General features: G+C 55.2%; 24 protein-coding genes. 16 read left to right on the forward strand and 8 right to left on the reverse strand.

Going from position 1 to position 24,044, the window contains the following annotated elements; translation table 11 throughout:
* Positions 1–11 precede the first annotated feature (11 nt).
* The 5 genes from mtnC to F1529_RS13000 all read right to left on the reverse strand — a co-directional run bounded on the left by mtnC (position 12) and on the right by F1529_RS13000 (position 3,486).
* Positions 12–692, reverse strand: coding sequence for an acireductone synthase (mtnC, locus tag F1529_RS12980; RefSeq protein WP_155135292.1), 681 nt, complete (start codon positions 690–692; stop codon positions 12–14).
* A gap of 67 nt (positions 693–759) precedes the next feature.
* The gene (locus tag F1529_RS12985) at positions 760–1,305 is read right to left on the reverse strand and encodes an acireductone dioxygenase (RefSeq protein WP_155135294.1); all 546 of its coding nucleotides are present in this window, start codon (positions 1,303–1,305) and stop codon (positions 760–762) included.
* Positions 1,306–1,366: 61 nt separating this feature from the next.
* Complete coding sequence (locus tag F1529_RS12990) at positions 1,367–2,002, reverse strand: methylthioribulose 1-phosphate dehydratase (RefSeq protein WP_155135296.1); 636 nt, start codon at positions 2,000–2,002, stop codon at positions 1,367–1,369.
* Positions 1,995–3,044, reverse strand: coding sequence for an S-methyl-5-thioribose-1-phosphate isomerase (mtnA, locus tag F1529_RS12995; protein ID WP_155135298.1), 1,050 nt, complete (start codon positions 3,042–3,044; stop codon positions 1,995–1,997). The genes F1529_RS12990 and mtnA overlap by 8 nt, the downstream gene beginning before the upstream one ends.
* Entirely contained in the window at positions 3,034–3,486 is a 453-nt protein-coding gene (locus tag F1529_RS13000) for a PGPGW domain-containing protein (protein ID WP_155135300.1), read from the reverse strand. Before F1529_RS13000 ends, mtnA begins: the two co-directional genes overlap by 11 nt.
* Positions 3,487–3,716: 230 nt before the next feature.
* Between F1529_RS13000 and F1529_RS13005 the strand changes: the two genes are divergently transcribed.
* Complete coding sequence (locus tag F1529_RS13005) at positions 3,717–4,208, forward strand: DUF2489 domain-containing protein (RefSeq protein ID WP_039925981.1); 492 nt, start codon at positions 3,717–3,719, stop codon at positions 4,206–4,208.
* Here F1529_RS13005 and F1529_RS13010 read toward each other — a convergent pair.
* Positions 4,145–4,885, reverse strand: coding sequence for a DUF3108 domain-containing protein (locus F1529_RS13010; RefSeq protein WP_370457017.1), 741 nt, complete (start codon positions 4,883–4,885; stop codon positions 4,145–4,147). The genes F1529_RS13005 and F1529_RS13010 overlap by 64 nt on opposite strands.
* Positions 4,886–5,097: 212 nt before the next feature.
* Here F1529_RS13010 and F1529_RS13015 point away from each other — a divergent pair, with 212 nt between their 5' ends.
* Complete coding sequence (locus F1529_RS13015; protein WP_155135302.1) at positions 5,098–5,775, forward strand: hypothetical protein; 678 nt, start codon at positions 5,098–5,100, stop codon at positions 5,773–5,775.
* A 52-nt stretch (positions 5,776–5,827) separates the two neighbouring features.
* The gene (locus F1529_RS13020) at positions 5,828–6,160 is read left to right on the forward strand and encodes a hypothetical protein (protein WP_007150198.1); all 333 of its coding nucleotides are present in this window, start codon (positions 5,828–5,830) and stop codon (positions 6,158–6,160) included.
* 78 nt (positions 6,161–6,238) lie between these two features.
* Here F1529_RS13020 and F1529_RS13025 read toward each other — a convergent pair whose 3' ends face one another.
* A complete protein-coding gene (locus F1529_RS13025; RefSeq protein WP_007148729.1) occupies positions 6,239–6,865 on the reverse strand; it encodes a hypothetical protein in 627 nt (208 codons plus the stop codon).
* A gap of 352 nt (positions 6,866–7,217) precedes the next feature.
* Here F1529_RS13025 and F1529_RS13030 point away from each other — a divergent pair, with 352 nt between their 5' ends.
* The 3 genes from F1529_RS13030 to thrH all read left to right on the forward strand — a co-directional run bounded on the left by F1529_RS13030 (position 7,218) and on the right by thrH (position 10,188).
* Entirely contained in the window at positions 7,218–8,138 is a 921-nt protein-coding gene (locus F1529_RS13030) for a 5'-nucleotidase (protein ID WP_007149521.1), read from the forward strand.
* 202 nt (positions 8,139–8,340) lie between these two features.
* Entirely contained in the window at positions 8,341–9,315 is a 975-nt protein-coding gene (gene cysB, locus F1529_RS13035; protein WP_007149757.1) for an HTH-type transcriptional regulator CysB, read from the forward strand.
* Positions 9,316–9,570: 255 nt separating this feature from the next.
* Positions 9,571–10,188, forward strand: a complete 618-nt coding sequence (gene thrH, locus F1529_RS13040; protein WP_290492425.1) for a bifunctional phosphoserine phosphatase/homoserine phosphotransferase ThrH — start codon at positions 9,571–9,573, stop codon at positions 10,186–10,188.
* Positions 10,189–10,332: 144 nt separating this feature from the next.
* Here the strand turns inward: thrH and F1529_RS13045 are convergent, their stop codons facing one another.
* On the reverse strand, positions 10,333–11,454 hold the full coding sequence (locus F1529_RS13045; protein ID WP_155135305.1) for an anthranilate synthase component I family protein: 1,122 nt from the start codon (positions 11,452–11,454) through the stop codon (positions 10,333–10,335).
* Between the two features lie 307 nt (positions 11,455–11,761).
* On the opposite strand from F1529_RS13045, the gene F1529_RS13050 reads away from it, so the two are divergent.
* The 10 genes from F1529_RS13050 (at position 11,762) to prpC (ending at position 23,972) form a co-directional block, all read left to right on the forward strand.
* Positions 11,762–12,604: a DUF6160 family protein gene (locus tag F1529_RS13050; protein ID WP_155135306.1), complete on the forward strand. Its 843-nt coding sequence runs from the start codon at positions 11,762–11,764 to the stop codon at positions 12,602–12,604.
* A 91-nt stretch (positions 12,605–12,695) separates the two neighbouring features.
* On the forward strand, positions 12,696–14,285 hold the full coding sequence (locus F1529_RS13055; protein WP_155135308.1) for a sulfotransferase: 1,590 nt from the start codon (positions 12,696–12,698) through the stop codon (positions 14,283–14,285).
* 253 nt (positions 14,286–14,538) lie between these two features.
* The gene (locus tag F1529_RS13060; RefSeq protein ID WP_155135310.1) at positions 14,539–15,348 is read left to right on the forward strand and encodes a C39 family peptidase; all 810 of its coding nucleotides are present in this window, start codon (positions 14,539–14,541) and stop codon (positions 15,346–15,348) included.
* A gap of 44 nt (positions 15,349–15,392) precedes the next feature.
* Positions 15,393–16,403, forward strand: coding sequence for a transporter (locus tag F1529_RS13065; RefSeq protein ID WP_155135312.1), 1,011 nt, complete (start codon positions 15,393–15,395; stop codon positions 16,401–16,403).
* Positions 16,404–16,433: 30 nt separating this feature from the next.
* Positions 16,434–18,101: an OmpP1/FadL family transporter gene (locus F1529_RS13070; protein WP_155135314.1), complete on the forward strand. Its 1,668-nt coding sequence runs from the start codon at positions 16,434–16,436 to the stop codon at positions 18,099–18,101.
* A 116-nt stretch (positions 18,102–18,217) separates the two neighbouring features.
* Positions 18,218–18,988, forward strand: a complete 771-nt coding sequence (locus F1529_RS13075; protein WP_155135316.1) for a hypothetical protein — start codon at positions 18,218–18,220, stop codon at positions 18,986–18,988.
* Positions 18,989–19,028: 40 nt separating this feature from the next.
* On the forward strand, positions 19,029–20,993 hold the full coding sequence (locus F1529_RS13080; protein WP_155135318.1) for a hypothetical protein: 1,965 nt from the start codon (positions 19,029–19,031) through the stop codon (positions 20,991–20,993).
* Between the two features lie 101 nt (positions 20,994–21,094).
* Positions 21,095–21,793 carry a GntR family transcriptional regulator gene (locus tag F1529_RS13085; RefSeq protein ID WP_007149424.1) on the forward strand — a complete coding sequence of 233 codons (699 nt, stop codon included), beginning with the start codon at positions 21,095–21,097 and terminating at the stop codon, positions 21,791–21,793.
* Positions 21,794–21,802: 9 nt separating this feature from the next.
* A complete protein-coding gene (prpB, locus tag F1529_RS13090; RefSeq protein ID WP_155135320.1) occupies positions 21,803–22,693 on the forward strand; it encodes a methylisocitrate lyase in 891 nt (296 codons plus the stop codon).
* A gap of 133 nt (positions 22,694–22,826) precedes the next feature.
* Positions 22,827–23,972 (forward strand): 2-methylcitrate synthase, encoded by a 1,146-nt coding sequence (prpC, locus tag F1529_RS13095; RefSeq protein WP_155135322.1) that lies wholly within the window; start codon positions 22,827–22,829, stop codon positions 23,970–23,972.
* Positions 23,973–24,044 lie beyond the last annotated feature (72 nt).

The following is a 24,044-nucleotide window of genomic DNA, read 5'->3' on the forward strand; positions in this document are numbered from 1 at the left end:
TTAACAGGCCTTTAGTCCGGGAAGTTGATGTGGTTGAAATCACTGACCACCGGGTGGCGACTTTCCAGCCCGGCCTGTTCACGATCGAGCAGGCAGGTGTGCAACCCTGCTTCAGCTGCGGCATCCAGTTCTGCTTCGATATCCGATAAAAACAGCAGGGTGTTGGCAGGATGGCCAATGGCCTGCTGGATCTTCCGATAACTGTCTGCGGACTGTTTGGGCCCGGTGGTGGTATCGAAATAGCCGGATAACAGGCCGGTGAGATCCCCGGCATCGCTGTATCCGAAGAACAGTTTCTGGGCGGCGATAGATCCGGAGGAATACACGTACAAGGCCAGCCCGCTGTCGTGCCACTGCTTAAGGGCAGGGGCGGTGTCGGGATACATGTGGGCGGTGTAATCGCCGTTTTCGTAACCCGCTTTCCAGATCATGCCCTGCAGGGCTTTTAAGGGTGTGGCTTTGCGGTCTTCTTCTATCCAGCGGCGGAACAGGGCGCTGGCTTGCGCCGGGGTGCCCAAGGATTCGCCGGCCTCGGCTTCGGCGGCCTGAATTTGTTCCTGTACCGATGGATCGTCCCAGTGGGCATGGAGAAAGGCAGGGAACTGTTGGGCGGCATAGGGGAACAGCACGTCTTTCACAAACGCAATACTACTGGTGGTGCCTTCGATGTCAGTGATGATGGCGTTGATCATGGATGTCGAGCCTGCTGTGGGAGCGTGCCTGCACGCTAAGGATTTGGCTGTATAAGCGGTGGTTGCGTCAGCCCAGCCGGTTGAAGCGCTGTGCAATATCGCTGCCGGTAAAGTTGGCCACCCAGCCGTCCGGGTTATTGAACAGGCGAATGGCCACAAAACGGGGGGCCGGGCCCATATCGAACCAGTGCGGGGTGTTGGCGGGGACGCTGATCAGGTCACCTTTGGTGCACAACACTTCGTAGACCTTGCCATTGATATGCAAGGTGAACAGTCCCTGGCCTTCCACGAAAAAGCGTACTTCGTCTTCGCTGTGCCGGTGTTCTTCCAGAAATTTTTGCCGGAAAGTCGCTTTGTCCGGGTGGTCCGGAACCATGCTGACCACATCCACGGTCTGGTAGCCTTCATCGGCGATCAGTCGGTCAATGTCTGCCTGGTAGGCCTGAATCACTTCATCCTGCTGAGGGCTTTCGGATAACGGCTGGTTGGCTTGCCATTGTTCGTAGCGGACCCCGGCGCTGGCCAGCACCCGGGCCATGGCCGCCTTGTCGGTGTGGTGTTGTTCCAGCACCTCAGGTGCCTGGTCGGAAAAGACTTTCAGTTCGCTGTGCATGGCGACACCTCTTTATCAGTTCTCTTTTTGCGCGCTCTGTCTGGTCGTCTTGCCGGGTGCGTCAGCATCCTCGCAGGCGACGGCACTCCAGCTCAATGGCCAGCAGGGTTTCCAGCGCTTCCAGTTGACGGTAGCAGGCCGGCAAGCCCTGCGCCCAGGTGTACAGGCCATGACCACGAATCAGATAGGCATGGCTGATATGACCGGCGCGCATTTCCTTGTCCACCTGGGCGGCAAGGGCGGCGATATCCTGGGTGTTCTCAAAGACGGGAATGGTCAGCCGGCTGTCATGGGTCGTAATGCCTTCCAGGGCCTTGAGCAGCTCATAGCCTTCCAGCGTAATGCTGTTGGCGGGCCAGTGCATGGTCAGCACCGTGGTGGCGTGGCTGTGCGTATGCAGCACCGCCTGAATGTCGGCATCAAAGCGGTAAAGCTGGGTATGCAACAGGGTTTCGGCCGAGGGTTTGCCCGCGGAAGCCGGTTGGCCATCCATGTCTACGGCCATGATGTCGGTTTCACGGAGCAGGCCCTTGTCCTTGCCGGATTGAGTCACGGCGGCAAAGTCCGCATTCAGGCGCTGGGAGTAATTACTGCTGGTGGCCGGGGACCAGCCATTGGCATAAATGCGTTGCCCGGTGGCGGCCAGGGCGCGGGCGGCGTCACGGAATGCGCTGGTGGAGTAGGGGCGATCAGTCATGGCGGCGATCCTTGACCTGGCTCAGGTGGGCCTTGAGCTTTTCAGTGTTCGGGTGATGGATGACTCCCTGTTCGGTGACGATGGCGGTGATCAGCGCCGCCGGGGTGACATCGAAAGCGGGGTTGTACACCGGGCAGTTATCCGGGGCCACTGACTTGCCTTGAATGGCACGCACTTCGCTGCCATCACGCTGTTCAATCACGATGTGACTGCCATCAGGCAGGTCAGAGTCCAGTGTGGAAACGGGGGCAGCAACAATGAAGGGAATCTGATGGTGCTGCGCCAGTACGGCCAAGTTATAGGTGCCGATCTTGTTGGCGGTATCACCGTTGGCGGTGATCCGGTCGGCACCGACGATAACCGCCTGTACTTTTCCTTGCTGCATAAGCTGGCCTGCGCAGCTGTCGGCGACCAGTGTTACCGGAATGCCGTCATTGAGCAGCTCCCAGCTGGTCAGGCGGCTGCCTTGCAACCAGGGACGGGTTTCACCGGCATAGACACCAGAGAGTTGCTTACGGGCCCAGGCGCTGCGAATGATGCCCAAGGCGGTGCCATGCCCGCCGGTGGCCAGGGCGCCGGTATTGCAGTGGGTGTAAACCGTGGCGCCATCAGGGAGCAGGTCGGCTCCAAAATCGCCCATGGCCTGATTGGCGGCCAGGTCTTCGCGGTGAATGCTCTCTGCGTCATCCGTTAACGCCTGGCACAAGGCGTTGCCCTGGAGGTCGCCGGCCACACGTTGCAATCGTTCCAGTGCCCAGAACAGGTTTACCGCTGTCGGGCGGCTGGCTGCCAGGCAGGCAATGGCACTCTGTAGCGAGGCGAGGGTAGCGCTCTCGCCGAGCCGCTGGGCTTCCAGCGCCAGCCCGTAGGCGGCGGTGATGCCGATGGCCGGAGCGCCTCGCACGACCATATCGCGAATGGCGTCCGCCGCTTGCTGGCTGTCGAGAATATCCAGCCACAGGGTTTCCGTTGGCAGGAGGCGTTGATCCAGTAACTGCAGGCGATCGCCGTGCCAGCGAATGGCGGCGCTATTAATGGCCATGGGAGGGCTCCTTGAATGCGTCCGGGTGTTCCAGCGGGCGGCGATGGTACCTGGACCTGATCCAGTTTGCGGCCCGGAAGACCCCGGGGCGGCGCATGATAGCGCGTTCCAAACGGTATTTCCCCGGAAAAGTGCTGGTCATGATGGCGATCAAAATGGTTAGCAGGCCCTGCCCGGGAAGGATCAGCATGAGGATGCCGGCGACCAGTAATAAAATCGCCAACAGGTTGCGCAACAGCCACACCAGCCAGGCAACCACTCCCCGGTTTTGGTGCGGCGAATAGGCCTGGGTAAAATAGTTTTCCGGTATTCGCACGAGGAACCAGGGCAAGGCCACCAGTGAGGCCACGGCCATGATCACCCCGGTGATGGTCAGGGCCGGCAGCCAGGGTTCCAGTTGTTGGGCCAGTGGCGCGAGCCACCCGGGCAGGTCAGCGTTCAATCGGCCTCCGGAGAATAGTGTGAACGTACGCTTAGTGGAACGTACAATGGCGTGATGACCGGCAATTTTCAATCATGATGACGCTGCGCAGATGCGTTGTTCATGAAGTATATTTTGTCATTTCCATACTGTGCATCAGAAAGGCGACCGCCGGCCTGATGGCAACGTAAATTATTGATGGAGGCGCGCGGTCCCGAGCGGCCCGATAGTGTCTTCCAGGAGAACCCGATATGGCCATGGCCGGGCAGGTAGTACTGGCAATCGTGATCGGACTGTTGATTGGCTCCGTGCTTGGTTTGCTGATCTGGAAAGGCTGGATGGTTCGTCATCGCAAAGCCCTCATGCTGGCGGAGCAGGATCGCAATGCAGCGCAATATACGCAGATACTCGATAGCCTTGAGGTGCTCTGTCGCGCGATTGATCAGAAGCAGGTCGAGCTGAGTGAGGCGGCAATTCGCATCAGTGCCTTGCTGGACAGCCTGCCGGCGGATATTTCCCCGAAAGTGGATGTGGCGGCAGTCCATCAATTTGCAGAGACCTGCCAGCAGTTTGACCGGGGAGAGGTCCGCCAGGGGCTGACCGCCCGCGCCCGTTATAATCAGGACAATTACCGTTGGCAGCTGGAAGAGGAGCAGGCTGCGGTTGTTGGCGAGGCCGTTCAGCGGCTGGTAACGGTGTTGCCGTCCTGGCGTTCGGTGTTGTTGTCAGGCTCATCCAGGTAGCGGAAATCGGTCAGTTCGATGCGGCCGCGGATGAACGGGTTCTCCCGGTGATCCATCCGTACCATGAAATAATCCAGTTCCCGGGCGGCCCAGAATTCGGAATGGCGGCCCCGTTCTGCGTAATCTCGCTCCAGACCTGCTGCCTCCCAGGTGCCCGCCGGCGTTTCCAGTGAATCCGTACCCAGTGATGCGTAGTGGTAGTCGGTCATCCCATCAGGCTCGGCGACGGCGTAACTGAAAGCGGCATCGCCGTTGGCCATGTGGCAGCGTGCCACCATGGCGACGCTGAGCGCATCCAGGGTGTCCGTTGCCAGTGCGTAGGTGGCTTTACTGCCCTGGGCTTGGCCTGTTTCCCAGTCGAAGCGGATTTCACCGCCTCGCTGCATACCGAAGCCGGCACTGGCATGTTCATAGTGGTAGGGGGTGGCTTCGCAGTTATGCCAGTCGAAATGGGCGCTTTCTTCGTGACTGAACAGGCGGTTGCGGGCGGTAAATTGCAGCCGGTAACCGGGCTCGGCTTTTTCCAGACGAATAGTGGCGCTGAGGCCCACAGGAATGCCATTGACGACGACCCGGTAAGTGCCTTCAGCGGGCCGGAGTTCGGCGGGGAAGGGCTGCTGCGCTGCCACTGGCTGGCACGCCATAAAAGCCAGGCCGTACAGCAGCCGTGCCGGCACGAATATTCCAGTATGATTCGCCACTTTCCCTGTGTTCCTGCTCTGTTGGGGGCGGTGAAACTGCCATGTGCTTTCCGGTGTCTTCCCGGCAAGCCAAGGTGGGCCAGAAGACATAACTGTGCCCGTCATTGCTGACAGTTGTGTTTCAGGATGGCCAGGTACAAAGGCCTGTTCAGCTGCCCCGATGTTTTTGTTAATACGGTCTCTCAAGTATGGATGAAAATACCCTGCACGTCGCCTTTCCCGCCCCGGCCCCTCTGCGCGATGCCATTGATGCATATCTGGTGGAATGTGAGAGGGAGCCGGAAGCCTCCCATGTGGTGGAGCTGGAGGTGTTGGTCACTGCGTTTGTTGATGTTGTGTTAACCGTTTACTTCAAGGGACCCATCGAAGCCGCGAATACTCAGGGGGCGGCTGCGCGTCTGATTCTGGGGGCAATGAGGGTCATTAACCGGGCTGCTGACAGCCTGGTCGGGCGCCTGATTCGCAATACCACGGTGGCGGAGCAGCAAGCGCTGGCCGGTTATTTCCAGAGGCTGAGAAAAACCCTCAACGGCAGGGTTTACGCGGCATATCCACTGGAACCGGCGGTGGCGGAAAAGGCGTCTATGGTGTTTCTTGAGTATCGGCATGGTGAGGGGCAGATAGAGGCACTCTTGAGTGTGATGCAAAGCATTAATGACGGTGCCGTGGTGCATTTTATGGATAACTCTGTTTCCTGTTTACGGCTGGGTCGGGTAAATCGTGCCCTTGTGTCTGCCGCTCGTGTTACAATATGTAAAGCTGCAGCCTCGGCGACACACAAGGGGCTGACCGCTATGGATACCGACGCCAGGAAGGCGGTGGTCAATTACTTCGACAACATGCTTATACGGTTCGATGATGGATAGCAGGGAAACGCGTGGCGCAAACCGCCGCAAGCTGGCACGAATCAACACGCAAATGCGTATCGACATTTATCGCCATCGGCTGTTCGGAGGGTGGCGTTTCATGACCCGGGCCAAGGCGTTGGACTATAACCGCTACGGTATCGGCCTCACTTCCCCAATCAAGTTCAGCAATGGCACGATTTTGCAGCTTGATCTTTATTCTCCAGGCATGATCCTGCGGCGTGTTTCCGCTGAAGTGGTGAGTTGCCAGCGAGCGGGGCAGGCCTACCGTATCGGGTTGCGCACCTATTCGAACCTGCGTGAACTGGTCGGTGATACGGATCAGCACCAAATCCGCTATCTGGCGGGTATGGAGCCATTGCTCGGAACGGCTGGCTCCCGGTAGCAATGGAGTAGATGCTCTTTTTCCAGCGAATAGCCATAAAAAAACCGCCATGTAGGCGGTTTTTTTATGCTGCCAGAATCAAGACGCTCCAGGCGCCTTTTTGGCTGGTGCCTTCCTGGCTGCTGCCTTTTTAGCGGGTGCCTTCTTTACCGCTGCTTTTTTTGCGGTGGCTTTTTTTTTGGCCGGGGCTTTCTTGGCAGCCGCCTTTTTAGCGGGCGCTTTCTTGGCTGCGGCCTTTTTCTTGGCAGGCGCTTTTTTGCTCGCTGCTTTCTTGGGCGCTACCTTTCGCTCGATTTCCTTGGCGCGCTTTTCCAGGTCTTTTTCGTATTGGCCAATGACGCGGGCCAGGCTGTGGGCCTGTTTGGCGGTGGCTTTGAGAACCTTGACCTCGGTTTCCAGAATACGCTTGCGAGCTTCTGAATCATCCACTTGCTTGCGGGTGTCGTCTGCCGTTTTGCGGGCGCGGTCGAGCTGACGCTTGACGGTGGTAGTGGCCTTTTCACGGTATTCGGCCTGGAGCTTTTCCAGCTTGGCGAAATATTCGCGCTGGCGCTTCAGTTGCTGATTGAGGCTGTCACGCACCTTATCCAGTTGCTTTTCCAACTGTGCGATCTGCTTCTCGCGTTCCTTGTCGAAGCGCTCAGCCAGCTTGCGAATCTGAGCCTGAAGTTCCTCGACAGTATCTTTCACCTTGCTAGCAGCCATGGATGACTCCCTTTCCCCTACGGATTATTTCGTTAATGGCCAACGGGCTCGGGATGAGCGCTGGCCCAGATCAACGCACTTGCCGTTGCAACTTTATGCCACATATGAACGTTGAACAACCATTGATCAATTATGGGGTAGCGGCAGGTTGCACGCGGGATGCCTGAAGCAAACCTGTATGGGGAAATATCGCTGAGCGAAAGAGGAGAGGGGGAGCCGGTTTTACCATGCGTTCCTGATCCCGCAATGTTCTATCAGGCCCGGGGAAGCATCCGGTATATCTCCATGCCGTTGCGGTTTCAACGGCGGGGCAGGATACTGAGCATCATCAATCATGATCGAGACGGGAATTATGCCAGTAACGTTCGATGGCAAGTTAGTCATCGCGATCAGCTCACGGGCCTTGTTCAATCTTTCTGACAGCCACCGGGTTTATCTGGAGGAGGGCCTGGAAGCCTTTCAGGATTATCAGGTGCAGCACGAAGATGATTTGCTGGAACCGGGTGATGCCTTTCCCTTGGTGCAAAAGCTTCTGGCCATTAATGATCTGGAAAAGGGCAAGGGGCGGGTCGAAGTCATACTTTTGTCGCGCAACAGCTCCGATACCGGGCTGCGGGTGTTCAATTCCATTGCCCACTATGGACTACCCATTACCCGTGCGGCGTTTGCCAGTGGCGAGAGCCCGCACCGCTATGTCTCGGCCTTCGGAGCCCATCTGTTTTTGTCCACGGACCCTGGTGATGTGCAGCAGGTGCTGGAAGCAGGCTATGCGGCGGCGACGATCCTGTCCGGCGGCCAATGCCAGCGCCCGGATGGCATTTTGCGCATCGCTTTCGATGGTGATGCGGTGTTGTTTTCCGATGAGTCGGAACAGATTTTTCAGAACGCTGGCCTTGAAGCCTTCACAGAGAATGAGCGCCAATCCGCCAGAAAACCAATGGATGGCGGACCCTTCAAGCCGTTTCTGGCAGCGCTGCATCAGTTACAGAACAGCTTCCCCGTGGAAGAGTGCCCAATCCGTACCGCCCTGGTGACAGCCCGGGGTGCCCCTGCCCATGAGCGAGTGGTTCGCACCTTGCGGGACTGGGATATTCGCCTGGATGAAAGCCTGTTTCTGGGCGGGCTATCCAAAGGAGAGTTCTTGCGTGCCTTTGGGGCGGATGTGTTTTTTGATGACCAACAGGGCCACTGTGAGTCTGCGGCCGAGCATGTGGCAGCGGGCCATGTTCCTCACGGCATTTCCAATAAGAAGAAAGACGCACCGCCGGTTTGAGCAAAGTTGCAGCATCGGCACCTGAAGGCTAACAATGGCTTGTGGTCGAAAAGGTCCGTTCAATGTGTGGCGCCTGGTTTCAGCCATTGGCGTCATCCTTTCATCGACTTGACGGCACAGCAGCAAACGCGGTTATCTATGCGTTGAATGAATAATCGATTATATTCTTATAACCGATTACGGCTTCAATGCGGAGGCAGGGATGAAACTGCAGCAATTACGCTACATCTGGGAAGTGGCCCGCCACGACCTGAATGTGTCAGCCACCGCAGCGGCGCTTTACACCTCGCAGCCCGGTATCAGCAAACAAATTCGCATGCTCGAAGACGAGCTGGGGGTGGAGGTCTTTGCCCGTAGCGGCAAGCACCTTACCCATATTACCCCTGCCGGGCAGGCGATCCTGCAGATTGCCGGTGAAATCCTGCAGCAAACGGAATCCATACGTCGGGTCTCCCAGGAGTTTCGTGACGAATCCCGTGGTGAACTCAGCATTGCCACTACCCACACCCAGGCGCGTTATGCCTTGCCGCCGGTTATCCACCAGTTCACCGGGCTTTTTCCGGATGTGTCGCTACATATGCATCAGGGCACACCCATGCAGATTTCTGAAATGGCGGCCAACGGCAGCGTGGATTTTGCCATCGCCACAGAAGCTCTGGATCTGTTTTCTGATCTGATCATGATGCCTTGTTACCGCTGGAACCGGACTGTGGTGGTACCGGAAGGGCATCCGCTCGCAGACGTGCACCCGCTGACACTGGAAGCACTGGCTGAATACCCGCTTGTGACCTACGTATTCGGCTTCACCGGGCGCAGCAAACTGGATGATGCCTTTGTGGACAAAGGCCTGGACCCGAAGGTGGTGTTTACTGCGGCAGATGCCGACGTGATCAAAACCTATGTCCGCCTGGGCATGGGCGTTGGAATCATCGCCCACATGGCCGTGGATGCAGTGGAAGACAAAGGTCTGGTGGCACTGGATGCCAGCCACCTGTTCGAATCCAGCACCACACGCATCGGTTTTCGCAAGGGCACCTTCCTGCGGGGCTTCATGTACGATTTTCTGGAGGCATTCGCCCCTCATCTGAGCCGAGAATTGGTAGAAGCTGCCATCAAGGCCCCCAACCGGGAGGAAAGAGAGGCCTTGTTCGAGGGCATAGAGCTACCTATCCGCTAGACGCTCTAACTCCCCTGTGGGAAGCGATGCTTGCATCGCGAAGGGTCCTCTCACCCCCCCCCCCATCTTTATTCGTGTGCAAGCCTCTCTTCCCACTGAAATCAGGGGTGTGGGGCGTTTTAGACGCTCCCTAATAGGCATCGCCCCCCATAAACCCCTCCCGTTCACAATGCGTATGCCTCCAGCTCCCCCGTTGCAAAGCCTCCGGAGCGCCGCTACATTGTGCGCGCCTTATCAACCCAAAGGGGAAACACCGTGGAATTGTTGTGCCTGGACCTGGAAGGGGTGCTGATCCCTGAAATCTGGATCAACTTCGCTGAAAAAACCGGCATCGATGAACTGCGTGCCACCACCCGGGATATTCCGGACTACGACGAACTCATGCGTATGCGCCTGAAGATTCTGGATGAGCATGGCTACGGCCTGCCCGACATCCAGGCAGTGATCGATACTCTGGACCCGATGGAAGGAGCCAAGGAGTTCGTCGAATGGGCCCGCGAAAACTTCCAGCTGATTATCCTTTCGGACACTTTCTATGAGTTCGCCAAGCCGTTGATGAAGAAGCTGGGCTGGCCGACCCTGTTTTGCCACCGTCTGGAGGTGGATGAGAAAGGCCGGATTACGGACTATAAGCTGCGCCAGAAAGACCCGAAGCGGGCGTCGGTCATTGCGTTCCACAGCCTGAACTACCGGGTGATTTCCGCCGGTGATTCCTATAACGATACCACCATGCTGGGTGAAGCCGAGCAGGGCATCCTGTTCCACGCCCCGGATAATGTGATCGCCGAATTTCCGCAGTTCCCTGCGGTACACAGCTACGATGACCTCAAGAAAGAGATCATCAAAGCCAGCGAGCGCGATATTCCGCTGTAGGGCGCGCTGCACGCCACACGCTTCATGCAACAACGCGAAGCGAGTGTGTTAGGCCTGAAAATGAAAAGCCGCGCCCAGACTTGGGCGCGGCTTTTCCGTTGGTGAGGCGGGACTGTTACGGCGTGTTGACTGCTTGTTGTAACGCTACAGAAATCTGTCCTCCAGGGCGCCCATCAGCCTGGCAACCTTGAAGCGGCTCTCTTCATACTCCGCCTCGGGTATCGAGTCGAACACAATGCCTCCTCCGCCGTGACAATAGAGCCTGTCGCCTTCGGTTTGTAGCGTGCGAATCAGGATATTGCTGTCCAGATTGCCCTGATCATCCATCCAGAAAAAGCTGCCACAATAAGCTCCGCGGGCTACCGGTTCCAGCTCGGCAATAATCTCCATGGCCCGTTTCTTGGGCGCCCCGGTGATCGAGCCGCCTGGAAAAGCACTGAACAGTGCCTGCAAAGGGGGGACATCGGCTTTCAGTGTGCCGGTGATCGTGCTCACCAGGTGCTGCACATTACTGAACCGGCGTAGTTCGAAAAGTGGGGATGCCTGGATGCTGCCGGATTCACAGCTAATGCCCAGATCATTGCGGAGCAAGTCCACAATCATCAGGTTCTCAGCCTGATCCTTGGGGTTAGCCTGTAGCTCGGCCGCGAACCGGTCATCTTCATCGGGCGAGTGTCCGCGCGGGCGTGAGCCTTTGATAGGTTCAGTCACCACCTTCCTGCCCGTGATAGAGAGAAAACGCTCCGGTGAAACACCAAACACGCTGTGTCCGTTGCCCGTGTCGAAATAGCAGCTGTGTGGGGCAGGGTGGGCTTGTTGTAATGCCAACCAGGCGTTAAGGGGCGAACCACTGAAAGCAGTAGAAAAACGTTGCGCCAAGTTCACCTGGTAACAATCACCGGCCTGAAGGTACGACTGAATCCGGGCAAGGTTGCTCAGGTATGCCTGCCTGTCTTGCTCAGGCTGAAAGGGCGCGGCGAGGGAAAAATCGTCGGTATCAGTGAGTGTGCCGTCAGGTTGTGTCGCTGGTGCTTCCTTATACAGGTATGCCCAAGCGGTGAAAGGAGCGGCAGGCAGCCCTTGTAATACGGAACCGACTTCATAGGGCAACACGCCTGCGGCGAAGCGATATTCTCCCGCCAACGCTTGCTCCACGCGGACCCGCAAACGCTGAAGCTCTGCCAGTGACTGGGCTGTCAGTATCGCATCAGGCTCGCCAAGCCAGCGTAAGCCGCCTTCAGATTGAAAAACGCAACGGTATGTCATGGGCTGCCAGAATTAAGTGAGGCGGCTAGTCTAACCCTGTAACGCAACGATGCCCAATCCTGTTACTGAGGGTAACAGTCGTAACAAAAGGGGTTGACCATTTCAGTCAAGCCAACCTGTTACGTCTGTTCTAAAATAGAATAAAGTATAATAATTACAATGACTTGGGCTTGTCTTTAGCGCCGCCAACGTTTTGTAACGGGCATATTTGTTTTTGTAACTGTTGTGTTAACGTAACTGTGTGCTCTGCGAAGACGGGGGCGCACATAAGCATTACAAAAAACGTTGTGCACACGAGGAGAACAATATGAATTTCAAGAAACTTGCTCTGGCTGCCGCTGTAGCCGTCGCGCCGATGAGCGCCCTGGCTCTCGAGCCGATGCAGGATGAAGCGCTGTCTGCGGTTACTGGTCAGGATGGTATCAGCATTGGTCTGAGCCTGAATGCTACTCTGGATGTTGGTGTAGAAGATACCGACGGTTTCACCGGTAACACTGGTGAAGGTATGATCTTGATCGACAATATGGGATTGACTGGTGATATTACCATTAACGTTGATTCCGCTAGCTCTGCTACTGGGGGCGGCGTTCTTCAGGCCTCTATTTCTATCCCGACTCTGACTATTGATACAGGTGATATCTATGTGGGTCAGGGTACTGACGGCACTGATGTGGCCGCTGGTATCGCTAAAGTAGGTACCGAACTGACTGCCCAGGCTGCTAACGATCCAATTTTGGATAGCGTTGGGATTACCCTGAGTGATGTTAACCTTAATGTTCAGTTGGGCTCTGAAGCATCCAACTTCTTTGCACTGAGCACGAGTACTGCGTTGACAATTGATATTGGCGTACTGGGTGACTTGGGTAACACCAACCAAGATAACCTGGTTTTGCGTGACCAGAGCACTAACGGTGGTGGTGCAATGGTTGTTGACCAAGTATCCATCCGCAATGTTGATGTTAACGGTATTACCGGTAGCATCACTACCTCTGGGCTGGAAATCTCCACCAATGCGGCCCTTTCTGGCATTGATATTGCTGCAATGGGTGTGGCATTTGGTGCTGATGACGGTACGGCTCCTTCAATCGGTAACGTTTACATCACCGGTTTGGACATGTCTGGCCAGACGATCACCATCTCTGGTCACTAAGCAATTTAATTGCTTGTCAAAAACGCCCGGCATATGTCGGGCGTTTTTGTATAATAATTATGACCAAATTACTCATGAAGCCTGAGTTAGTATGAAGCAGAATTTGACCGCTAGGGAATTGCGCCCGGTTACAGTATCTCTTTGTAAAAAAGGGAATTATCAGGACGCGAGCAAGATTGTGATTTCATTTATCGAAGTCGGATATGTCGATTTCGAGGCAGCATCTATGTGTATGGAGGCTGCGAGAAATCAGAATGACGCGCCTCAAATGGCAGAAATATCTAATGCCGCAGTTAAAATCGCCCCTAAAAACTGGAAAAGCTGGCAGTTGCGTTATCAGGCGCAACATGCAGACTCCCTTTGGCAAGACGCTTTGTATTCCCTTCAGCGCATTGCAAAGCTTACTGACAACTTGAACAGTGAGCACTATCTTGCCAAGGCCGAGACCTACCTGAGACTACTTCAGCACGAGAAAGCCTTGGAGCAGCTTGAAGCTGTTGAGAGGCTTAATGAGGCATCTTCTGAATCTCGTTACCATTTGCTTAAAGCGACAATTTATTTTCAACAAAAAAAAATCGATGAGGTTTTATCTGAATTGCCTGATTGGCTTGAAAAAGCGTCTCCTGATCAATATGTAAGTGGAGCTTGGAAAATTCTTGGCCGCTGCTTTGATAACCTTGGATTATATGACCAGGCGTTTTCTGCTCTTGAGAAAGGTAATTCAATGCGAGCTTCCCTTGAGGGAAGGCGTGTTTCGGATAATACGATTAGGCGAAGAGTTGAGATTTTTCGGACTATTTTTGTCCCCGAGTGGGTTGAAAAGTGGTCTCACGTTGAGAGCCCCAGGAATACCCCCGTCTTTATGCTGGGTTTCCCTCGTTCAGGTACCACTCTCCTAGAGCAAATTGTAGATTCGCACCACGGCGTTCAGGCTATGGAAGAGCCCCCCACTATGTCCACAGTATTGCGCCAAGCTACAGCCTTGATGCAGGGCAGGGCGATGGTTGACGGAAAATTAAGGCAGTGTTCAAGCTGGAAGTCACAATGGCTTACTGTGATGGATTACATTAAAGATCTTACGCAGGAGCAGGTGGGCTCTCTAAGAAAAACTTATTTTCAGGTTGCTGAAAAAGAGGTCCAGCTCGATCCCGCTAAGTTGTTGGTGGAAAAAATGCCTCTGGACACTGTTGATATTGGGTTGATTCTTCGCTTGTTTCCGGATGCCAGGTTTGTTGTTTCCTTGCGTCACCCTGCTGATTGTATCCTCAGCGGTTACATGCAGAGCTTCAAGATGAACGATGGTATGGCAAATTTTCTTGATTTAGATAATGCGGCAAGCTTCTACAAGCATGTAATGAAGCTGTTGTGGCAGTATGAAGATGTATTTGATTTGAAGGATCGAATGCACTACGTCCGTTATGAAGATTTAGTAATGGATTTGGAAGGCGAGGCGCGCAAGGTTCTTGATTTCATGGGGCTGCATTGGGATAGCGACGTACTCAACTATGATGAGCATGCCAAGCGGCGTGGAACTCTAGCTACTCCAAGCTACCAAGGCGTCACACAAAAAATTTACAGCACCTCCAAGGGGCGCTGGCGCAACTATGCTAAGTGGATGGAGCCTGTGTTGCCTCATTTCAGGGAAGCGGCAGAGCGCTACGGATACGATTTGTCCCCATAAAGGGCATGCCAAACGCTTTATTTGCCGGTTGGCATGGGCGGGAATGTGCTTAGCTCGTCTCCGCCACTATATTCAGCCTGAAAATATGTATACCAATACGGTCGCTACTAGGGATAAGCAAAGTGAAGGTGACAGTTAAGCCCAGTCGTCCGCCCCTTGGGCGAATTTACATGGTTGCCAGTACTGAGTGACGTGGTTAACATGTCTACCACTATAAGAAACAAACAATAACAATAACGCTGGATTGCCATAGATGCTGACTTCCATGCTGGGTGTGGCGCTTATTTTCTTTGCTGCCAATGAGTCCGTAGTGATTACGCCCCCGCAGAAGGGTGAAATCTACTATGAACACCCGACTCAACCGGTGTCCTTACGCGAGCGTGATCTCGTGGTGAAACCGGTATCCGAGTTCCGCTACCACAACGTGACGCGACAGGCGTATGACTATTCCTGTGGCTCGGCAGCGTTGACCACCGTGCTTAATCAGTACCTGGGACGACAGTTCCAGGAGCGCCAGATTATGGAAGGCCTGCTGCGCTTTGGTGAAACCGACAAGATCGTGGAGCGCCGCGGTTTCTCTCTGCTCGACATGAAGCGTCTGGCCACGGCACTGGGCCACCCCAGTGGTGGTTTTCGGGCGGAAATGTCCGACATTCAGTCTCTGGATCACCCCGCTATTGTTCCGATCGCCTACGGTGGCTTCAAGCACTTCGTCGTGCTCAAAAAGTACCAGGATGGTCATATTTATGTGGCGGATCCGGCGTTGGGGAATATCAGTTTTACTGAAGCGAAATTCCAGGAAGTCTGGGACCAGAACGTCCTGTTTATCGTGTTCCCGAACGGTTTTGAGCCTCAGGATGGGCTTGAACTCACCGATTATGATCTACGCCTGCTTGATGAGCGGACGATTAATCGTCTGGCGTTTGATGTATTTCCGGTGTTTACCGCACCGATTGAAAACTGGGCTGATAAAGCCAGCACGCTAACCCGGGTTCAGATCACAGAGGATGACGGGGATAAACGGGTCATCAACGTGCCGACACGAACCTACTTCCGCCAATAACAGCCTGCAGTGGCGTATAACAAACATAATAAAGGAAGGCTTGCATGAAAATGATGTCTGGGAAGGTGGCAGCAATGGCCGCACTCTTGTTGGCGCACCATGTTGCCTGGGCTGCCGAGGTTGACGAAGCCCGAGAAGCCCTGCAGACCACTGACGAGGACGTGACCCAGGAAAAAAACCTGGAAGAGGTCTTCCAGGCGGCGGAAAAGCAATACTCACTGCTTCCCAGTGGCGAAATGTCGCTGAATTTTTCGGCCAATTACAACTACTACCGTGATGACCGCATCGATATTGCCATTGACGAAAATACCGGCAACATCAGCCGTTTTCGTATTGAACAGGATGCGCAGCATGCATTTTCTTCAGCGCTGTCGCTGGATTACGGTATCTGGAATAACCTGACGTTCAACACGCGCCTGCCCGTATCCTACAAATATGACACGCAGAAAGATGTCTCCCAGGCTGCGCTGGGGGATGTGTCTTTCAGTCTGCGTTATCAGCCCTTCCCGGTAAAACCGGGGGCTATGAATACCACGCTGTATACGACGCTGAGCACGCCTACTGGCGACAGCCCCTATGACATCAACGTGAATGAAGAGGTGTCCAGCGGCTCTGGTTATTACTCCGTTGGGGCAGGGGTCAGTGCCAGCAAGGTGATCGATCCGGTCGTGCTGTTCGGTTCGCTCGGTTATACCTATGCGTTTGATGCGACCGGGCTAAACCAGGTTCGGGGTGGCGAGATTCTCAATGAAGTGCAACCTGGCGACAGCGTTAATTTTTCCATGGGTCTGGCGTATTCGCTGTCCTATGAGGTGTCGCTGAGTGCGAGTTATCAGCAGTCGTATAACTTCGAAACCAATTTTCTCTTCGAGGATTATACGGCGGCATCGGAAGACTCCACCTCCAGTGTCATCAATACCTCGTTGGGGCTTCGGACTTCCAGTAATCGCATCGTCAACCTGAGTTTCGGGTTTGGTTTGACGGAAGACTCCCCTGATGTGCTGCTTGGACTTTCTTTGCCGATTGATTTTTCAGGCCTGAAACCCGGGGCATAAGCCGTGATAAGCAGTTGGAAGGGGCTAGCCATGAACAACAAGAATAAAGGGCTCGGCGTGCGTATTCTCGTCCTGGTGGCAGGGCTTTTGGCCGTTTCTGCCCATGCGCAGTTAGCCAACAACCTTGCTATTGATGTGAAGGCAATGAGTATGGGGCATGCTGTCACCGCGGATCCGCCTGGGGTCATGTCTATCCATTTTAATCCTGCGGGCCTGGCTCGGCTGGACGGTCGGCGTGTGGATCTGCAGTTTGTCGGCGCCGATTTCTCTCTGGAATCTGAATTCTCTGCGCCACCAGATTACAATGTCTTTGGTTTCTCCGATGATCCCGTGGTCTGTGATGATGTGCCAGACGATGGTGTGGACTTCTGCCGCAATTTTAAGACTGCAACCAGCTCGGTGGAGGGGATCTCTCTGTATATTCCTTTCATCAACGATACCGTGGATTTGCCGCCTGGGCCTTTGATTGCTGGGCCTTTGCCCGCATTTTCCATTCGTCCTGCGGGGTCTAAGTTTACCTTCGGTACGGCTACATACTTGCCCATGGCGGCAGGTTTTTACCGTGATGAAGATGATGTGGGTAACTACATGGGCGAGCGTGTGGCGCTTGAGCGTATTACCTACTTGTCTCCGTCAGTGGCCTACCAGGTGAATGACGAGCTTTCCATTGGTGCGTCCATTGGCATGAGTTACCAGGCTATTGCCCTGGAGCAGGATTTTCGTGCGCCCAATGAATTATTGGGTTTTGCCCGGGTGATCGACGAGAGTATTTGTGCGCCCTTTGCTGGTGAGTCCAATATTGCACTGGATCTGATTTTATTCGGGATCTGTAATCCGGATGAAGGACTGGGGCCTTTCAAGAATCTGGCTTCGCTGGAAGTCTCCATGGATCAGCGATTCAGCCCGTCCTATAACCTCGGCGTGCTGTGGGAGCCGAACGATCGGTTTGCCTGGGGGGCGGTGTGGCGCTCTGAAGCGAAGACGCACATGAAAGGGGATTACAAGATCTCCTATTCCAATGCGACCCAGGAAACCGTTAACGGTATCGGCAGCTCTGCTACGGGGGCATTGGCGTTGGCGGTATTGGGGATTCCCTCACGGATTGGTAGTGAAGAAGTTGGGGCGGTGAGTATGGATCTAACCATGCCGGCCACCTTCCAGACCGGCATCAAGATCAAGCCCACCGAGCGCTTGCAGTTCAATGTGGATGCGGTTTGGGCAGACTATAAGGAATGGGATGCGTTCAATATCGTCTTCGACCGTAGTTCGGCGGTGCTGAGCCTGGCGCGTCTGTTTTCGCCCGGGTCCACGTCTACACAATTGAGCTATCCGCTGAATTTCCAGTCCACCTGGAACCTGGCCTTTGGTGCCGCCTATGACCTGACCGGCCGTATCCAGCTGCGCGCAGGGTATGAGCCCCGTGCTTCGGCGATTCCTGAAGATCGCCGTAGCCCCATGGTACCGATCAATGAGGCGCGCTATTACAGCTTGGGGGTGGGGTACAAATGGGACACGGATACCGATATCGACTTGGGTATTGGCATGCTTCACAGCAAGGATGAAATTCCTGCGGATACCAGCTGTGCAGCCAACTGTACCGGTATCGACAATGTGGTGTACAACCCCTATGCTGGGCTGGATATCAAAACCGAAGCCAGGATCATGATGGTCGGCCTGGCATTCAGAACCAAGTTTTGATGCGCCTGTCGATCTTGCTGCTTGTGGTACTGGCAACCGGCTGTCAGAGCCAGGGGCAAAGCATCAGCCAAAGTCAGCCTCAGCGCGCGGCGGGAGAGGGAGGGCTGTACGTTTACATGGATGCACAGGGAAATCTGGTCACCCTTGAGCGTCCGGCCGCGTCAGGCAAGACCGGTGCAGCAAACGATTCGACTGAGGCCGCCGATTCTGCCATCAGTCAGAAAACGCCGAACAAGGGTTCTTCTGATCGCGAGTCTGTGGAAGACTACCGCCCCAGTGCCGAAGTGGACCAAGAGCTCGAGGCCCGCGAGAACGACCGTTTCATCAGTTATGTGGATGAAACAGGCCAGTTGGTGAGTCGCCCTCTGGACATGGGGGCTGAACGAGAGGCCGCCAGTTCGGCACCCGCGCCCTATGAAACCCTGGATGCCGATGCGTACCTGGAAACCTATCGTGCGTTGCGGGCAGATTGTTGCCAGCATTTGCTTGCAGAGGCGCAAAGCCTGGAATCCGGCAAGGAAGCGCTACTGGCTTTTGGGGCAGACACGCCCGTTCTGATGGGAGAATCCGCTTATCGGGCCAGAATTTATTCATTCCCTGATGAGGTAAGCCGCGTATCGCTGATGGCGTTTATTCGTAAGCAGGGCTATCTCGCTGTTGAGTTGCTTTGGCTGGACAAGGATGGCTTGCCGGTCATGCTCGTAGACCAGCCGTTCAGCCGTAAGTATCCGGAAACCTGGTACCGCTACGGCTATTTGCAGGGAACCGTTGAAAAGGAACCGGGTCAACACTATCTGGTTGTTTTTCTTCCTTATTTTGAAAGCCGCCCTGGCACCGACGGGCTGAAACAGGTGACGGAAGGTGAGTTGGTTCTGACCGCCCCCTAAAGAGCGTAACGAATCTCACACGAATGCACAGGAAACCTATATGCGATTTCTTTTTGTCCTGACCACGCTCTCTCTGGCGCTAGCCGGGTGTAATGGCGGTGAAGACTTTTCCGATGCGACCGTGCCCGGGTGTCCGGCCGGGGCAGGGTGTGATCCCTCTTCGCGCGGGGATGTGCTGGTTGAGTTGGCGGGACCCCATGTCAGCAATCTGGGGTACACCTGTACCGGTACCAATGTGGTGTTCTTTACTTCGGATGCGGATCAGGAATCGGTTGATTCGAACGGTAACGTGGTCACGGTGCCCGCGTTCAATGCGCTGTGCCCGAATAACTCGCAAGGTGTTGAGTTCCTGATTGGTAACGCTCTATTTGAAGGGAATTATCTGTCTTTGGGGAGTATCGAATTCCCCAGCCAGGAGGCCTATACCCGTTATGCCGTCACGGTGGCTGACCTGAAGAATTCACCGTTCCGGGAGGCGACCTCTGAGGCTCAGAGTCGCAATGTGGCTGCCTTGATTCAGGGTCTGGATGTGGATTCGGCGACACCGGACTTCGTGGAAATCCCGGTGGCCGTTCATGAGGTTTATGACAATGATCCGGAGACCTATGAACAGGCGATTGATACTGCTGTGTACGCCGATTTTCGCAATGATTGGGACGCTTTCTTTGTCGCAGTTAATGCGCAATTGACATCCGGATCGTTGGCCGGAATTGACCCTGATCCTAATGTGCCCCTGGCCAAGGTTGAGCGAGCTAATGGGTATACGTCTGCAGGCAATTACAGTTTCCGCTCCTGTATTTTTATTACCTGCCAGGATGAAAACCCGTCTTCTGCCGCTGCCAATGACACCGTTACCATCAATTTGCCCGGCCGTTTGACGAATGATGCTGCGCTTGGTCAGCCACCATTGATCCTGCCCAACGGCAAGGTAATGGGGCTCGGCTTAGCTGCAAGGGGGGCATCGCAGACTGATTTCAAACAGGAGTTGGTGGCGTTTACAGCGTCAACGGCTGTCAATGAAAAGCTGCAGTTTGAAAATGCTGGCGTGATATCCATTGAGCCTGACGGCGATACGGATCTTGCGGTACAGGGACGTTTCCTTAACAAGATTGTTTACAATGATTTCTTGCCGGAAAATGGGGTTGGCAAGACCGATATTGAGTTGAATTATCCGAACCTGGGGTCTTCCCTGGCCAGTGGTGACAAGGGGCAACTGACCGGGACTCTGGTGGGGGATGCGGTTGAGTTACCGTTGTCCGGCGAGCTGGAAGCGGCGCCCCAGGCGGAGCCAGACCAAACGGTCATTGATGATCTGGCGCTGGCTGGGCCGTTTACTGTGCGGTTGATGCGCGCCTGTCTGTCACAAGATGATGCCGCAGACTGCACCGCCATCCCCGACCCGGATATTGAAACGGCTGATGATGGCAGTGGTAACTACCCTCCGGAAATCAATAACAAAAGCGTCACAGAAGAGCAACCCCGTGCGGATTATTATGGCAGTGACGTTTTTTGTCTTGATGTGATCAGCGATATCTCCAGCCCGGATTACGGTGTGGTAATGGCTGGCCCGGCGGATGGCACTTGCCCGACCAGCGCAGCCAATAGCTGGGCGGTAGGCTTTGTTACCCGCACTTTGACTGATTCCAACTCAGCCAACATGTCCCTATTGTTTGCGCCAGACGCTGCTCAACCGGATGTCACCGCCAACTTTGGTGTCACCATTGAGGGGCGGGTTGATCTGGATGATGCCTGTACGCCGATGTACCGTACGGGTGATGACAATTTCGATGTGGGCCTTCGGGCGCTGTGGGTGGATGGCTATTACCCCTATATCCAGCAGAAAGAATGGGTTGCTGCTTTGTCGCCGCCGGCGTCTGACGAACCTGATAATACAGTGAGCGACCTTCCTGAGGATCAACAGGAAATGCTGCGCGCCATCTCCCAAGGGGCGGTCCAGTTCTTTTCCGGCGATCCCGGCGGCGCATGCGATCCTTTGGCGCCTTGATGGTTTAAGTCAGTCATTGTCAACAATCGCCCTTGAAGTCCATGCTCTGAGGGCGTAAAGTCCAGCCCGGTCGTTGAAATTGTCAACAATCGGGCTTTTTTATGTCTGTCACTGCACCAGAATCTGCACGTACCTTGGCGGACCGGGTTTTTGCCCGTCTGCAGGACGATATCGTGCGTGGCGAGATCCCGCCCGGTTCCAAAGTCAGCGAAACTGAGCTGGCAGGGCGCTACGGTGTCAGCCGTGGCCCGCTCCGCGAGGCGATCCGCCGCCTCGAATCCCGCAAGTTGCTGGAGCGCGTGGTCCATGTGGGCACCCGCGTGGCCTCCCTCAGTTTCGATGACCTTATCGAAATCTATCATGTGCGCGAAGCGCTGGAAGGCATGGCGGCACGCTTGGCGGCTGAGCACATGTCTGTTGAGGAGGTCAACGGCCTCTATGACGTGTTGGCTCAGCATGAGCAACAGCAGGATCTGCAACAGGATACCGCTTACTTTCAGCGGGAAGGCGACCTGGATTTCCATTACCGCATCATCCAGGGCAGCCACAATGGCACCCTCAGCCAGATGTTGATTGGCGAGCTTTACCACTTGGTGCGCATGTACCGTTATCAGTTCAGCTCGGTGGCCAACCGTCCGCAAAAAGCCCTTAACGAACATCGCCGTATCGTGGAGGCCATTGAAGCCCGCGATGGTGAGATGGCGGAGCTGTTGATGCGCCGCCATATCAGCAGTGCCCGCAAGAACATCGAAACCCAATATGCCGCCCACAAGGCGGAAAACCTGAAATCGGATACTTAGGAGAACGCCATGTCAGCAAACCTGACCGCCGGCGGCCGCTTCCGTAAAGCGCTCGCGGAAGAGAAGCCCCTGCAAATCATGGGAACCATTAATGCCTATGCAGCAATGATGGCGGAACAGGTTGGCTACCGTGCCATCTATCTTTCCGGTGGCGGTGTGGCCAATGCCAGTTACGGTATGCCTGATCTGGGCATGACCAGCATGAACGATGTGCTGGAAGACGTTCGCCGTATCTCCAGTGCCGTGGACACGCCGTTGCTGGTGGATATCGATACTGGCTGGGGTGGGGCGTTCAACATTTCCCGCACCGTTAAGGAAATGATCAAGGCTGGCGCCGGTGCGGTACACCTGGAAGACCAGGTTGCCCAGAAGCGCTGCGGCCACCGCCCGAACAAGGAAATCGTTTCCCAGGAAGAAATGGTCGACCGGGTAAAAGCGGCCGTTGACGGCAAGACCGATGATGACTTTTTTATTATCGCCCGTACGGATGCCTTCCAGAAAGACGGCCTGGAAGCGGCTGTTGAACGCGCTCGTGCCTGTATCGAAGCAGGGGCTGATGGCATCTTCGCAGAAGCAGTACATACCCTGGAAGATTATAAAGCCTTCAAAAAAGGCCTGGGCGATGCGCCGTTGCTGGCAAACATTACCGAGTTTGGCGCTACGCCGCTGTTCAGCCGTGAAGAGCTGGCTGAGGCCGGCGCCGATATGATCCTGTACCCACTGAGTGCCTTCCGCGCCATGAACAAGGCTGCGCTGCAGGTGTACCAGAGCATTCGTGAGCAGGGCCACCAGAAAGACGTGGTAGACATCATGCAGACACGTATGGAGCTGTATGATTTCCTGAACTACCACGATTACGAGCAGAAACTGGATGCACTCTTCGCCAAGAGCAAGGGCTGATACCGATTTTGTAGGAGTCCCTCTTGAGGTGCGAACCGGGTCTTGAATTTCCTCATGCCGGTTCCCGCTCCGAGTGGGGCCCTTACAGCACAGAATCCGCGTTGGCGGAACTAAGATTCAAAGGAGATACATCATGGCAGAAGCAAAAAAACTCGGCGGCGCAGGCCTGCGTGGCCAGGTAGCAGGTAAAACCGCACTTTCAACAGTAGGTGTTTCTGGCTCCGGCCTGACCTACCGCGGTTACGATGTTAAAGATTTGGCAGAGAACTGCGAATTTGAAGAAGTCGCGCACCTGATCCTCAAGGGCACGCTGCCGACCCAGTCGGAACTGGATGCTTACAAGACCAAGTTGCAAGGTCTGCGCAGCTTGCCGACAGAACTGAAAACCGTTCTCGAGCAGATCCCGCAAGATGCTCATCCCATGGACGTGATCCGCACCGGTTGTTCCATGCTGGGCAATCTGGGACAGGAAGACACCAGCGTGATGGGTGCCTTCCCGACCCAGGAAGCCTGTGTCGATCGCATGCTGGCTTGTTTCCCGTCCATCATCTGTTACTGGTATCGCTTCAGTCACGATGGTGTGCGTATTGATGAAAACACGAGTGATGCGTCCATCGGCGCCCACTTCCTGCACATGCTGCGTGGCGAAAAGCCCAACGAGCTGCATGAGCGTGTGATGAACGTTTCGCTGATTCTGTACGCAGAGCACGAGTTCAACGCCTCTACGTTCACCGCCCGTGTGTGTGCATCCACACTGTCCGACATCCACAGCTGCATCACTGGTGCTATCGGCACCCTGCGTGGCCCGCTGCACGGTGGCGCCAACGAAGCGGCCATGGATATGATCGAAAAGTTCTCCGATGCGGATCATGCCGAGAAAGAAATGATGGGCATGCTGGAACGTAAAGAGAAGATCATGGGCTTCGGCCATGCGATCTATACGGAATCCGATCCGCGTAACGCCATCATTAAACAGTGGGCCGAAAAGCTGGGCCAGGATGTGGGCGATACCGTGTTGTACCCCGTGTCCGTGCGTTGTGAAGAAGTCATGTGGCGCGAGAAGAAACTGTTCTGTAATGCCGATTTCTTCCATGCGTCTGCCTATTTCTTCATGGGCATTCCGACAAAACTGTTCACACCGATTTTCGTAATGAGCCGCCTGACCGGTTGGGCCGGGCACGTGATGGAGCAGCGCGCGGATAACCGCATTATTCGCCCGAGTGCGGATTACACCGGTGAAGAGTTGCGCCCGGTAACGCCGATCGCTGAGCGAGGTTGATAACGCCTGGCGCCTGACGCTCGATGCCTGATGCTCACCCCGTCAGGCATTATGCGTTTGGCATTCAGCGTC

Source organism: Alcanivorax sp. VBW004, from assembly GCF_009718865.1.
Classification (GTDB): Bacteria; Pseudomonadota; Gammaproteobacteria; order Pseudomonadales; family Alcanivoracaceae; genus Alcanivorax.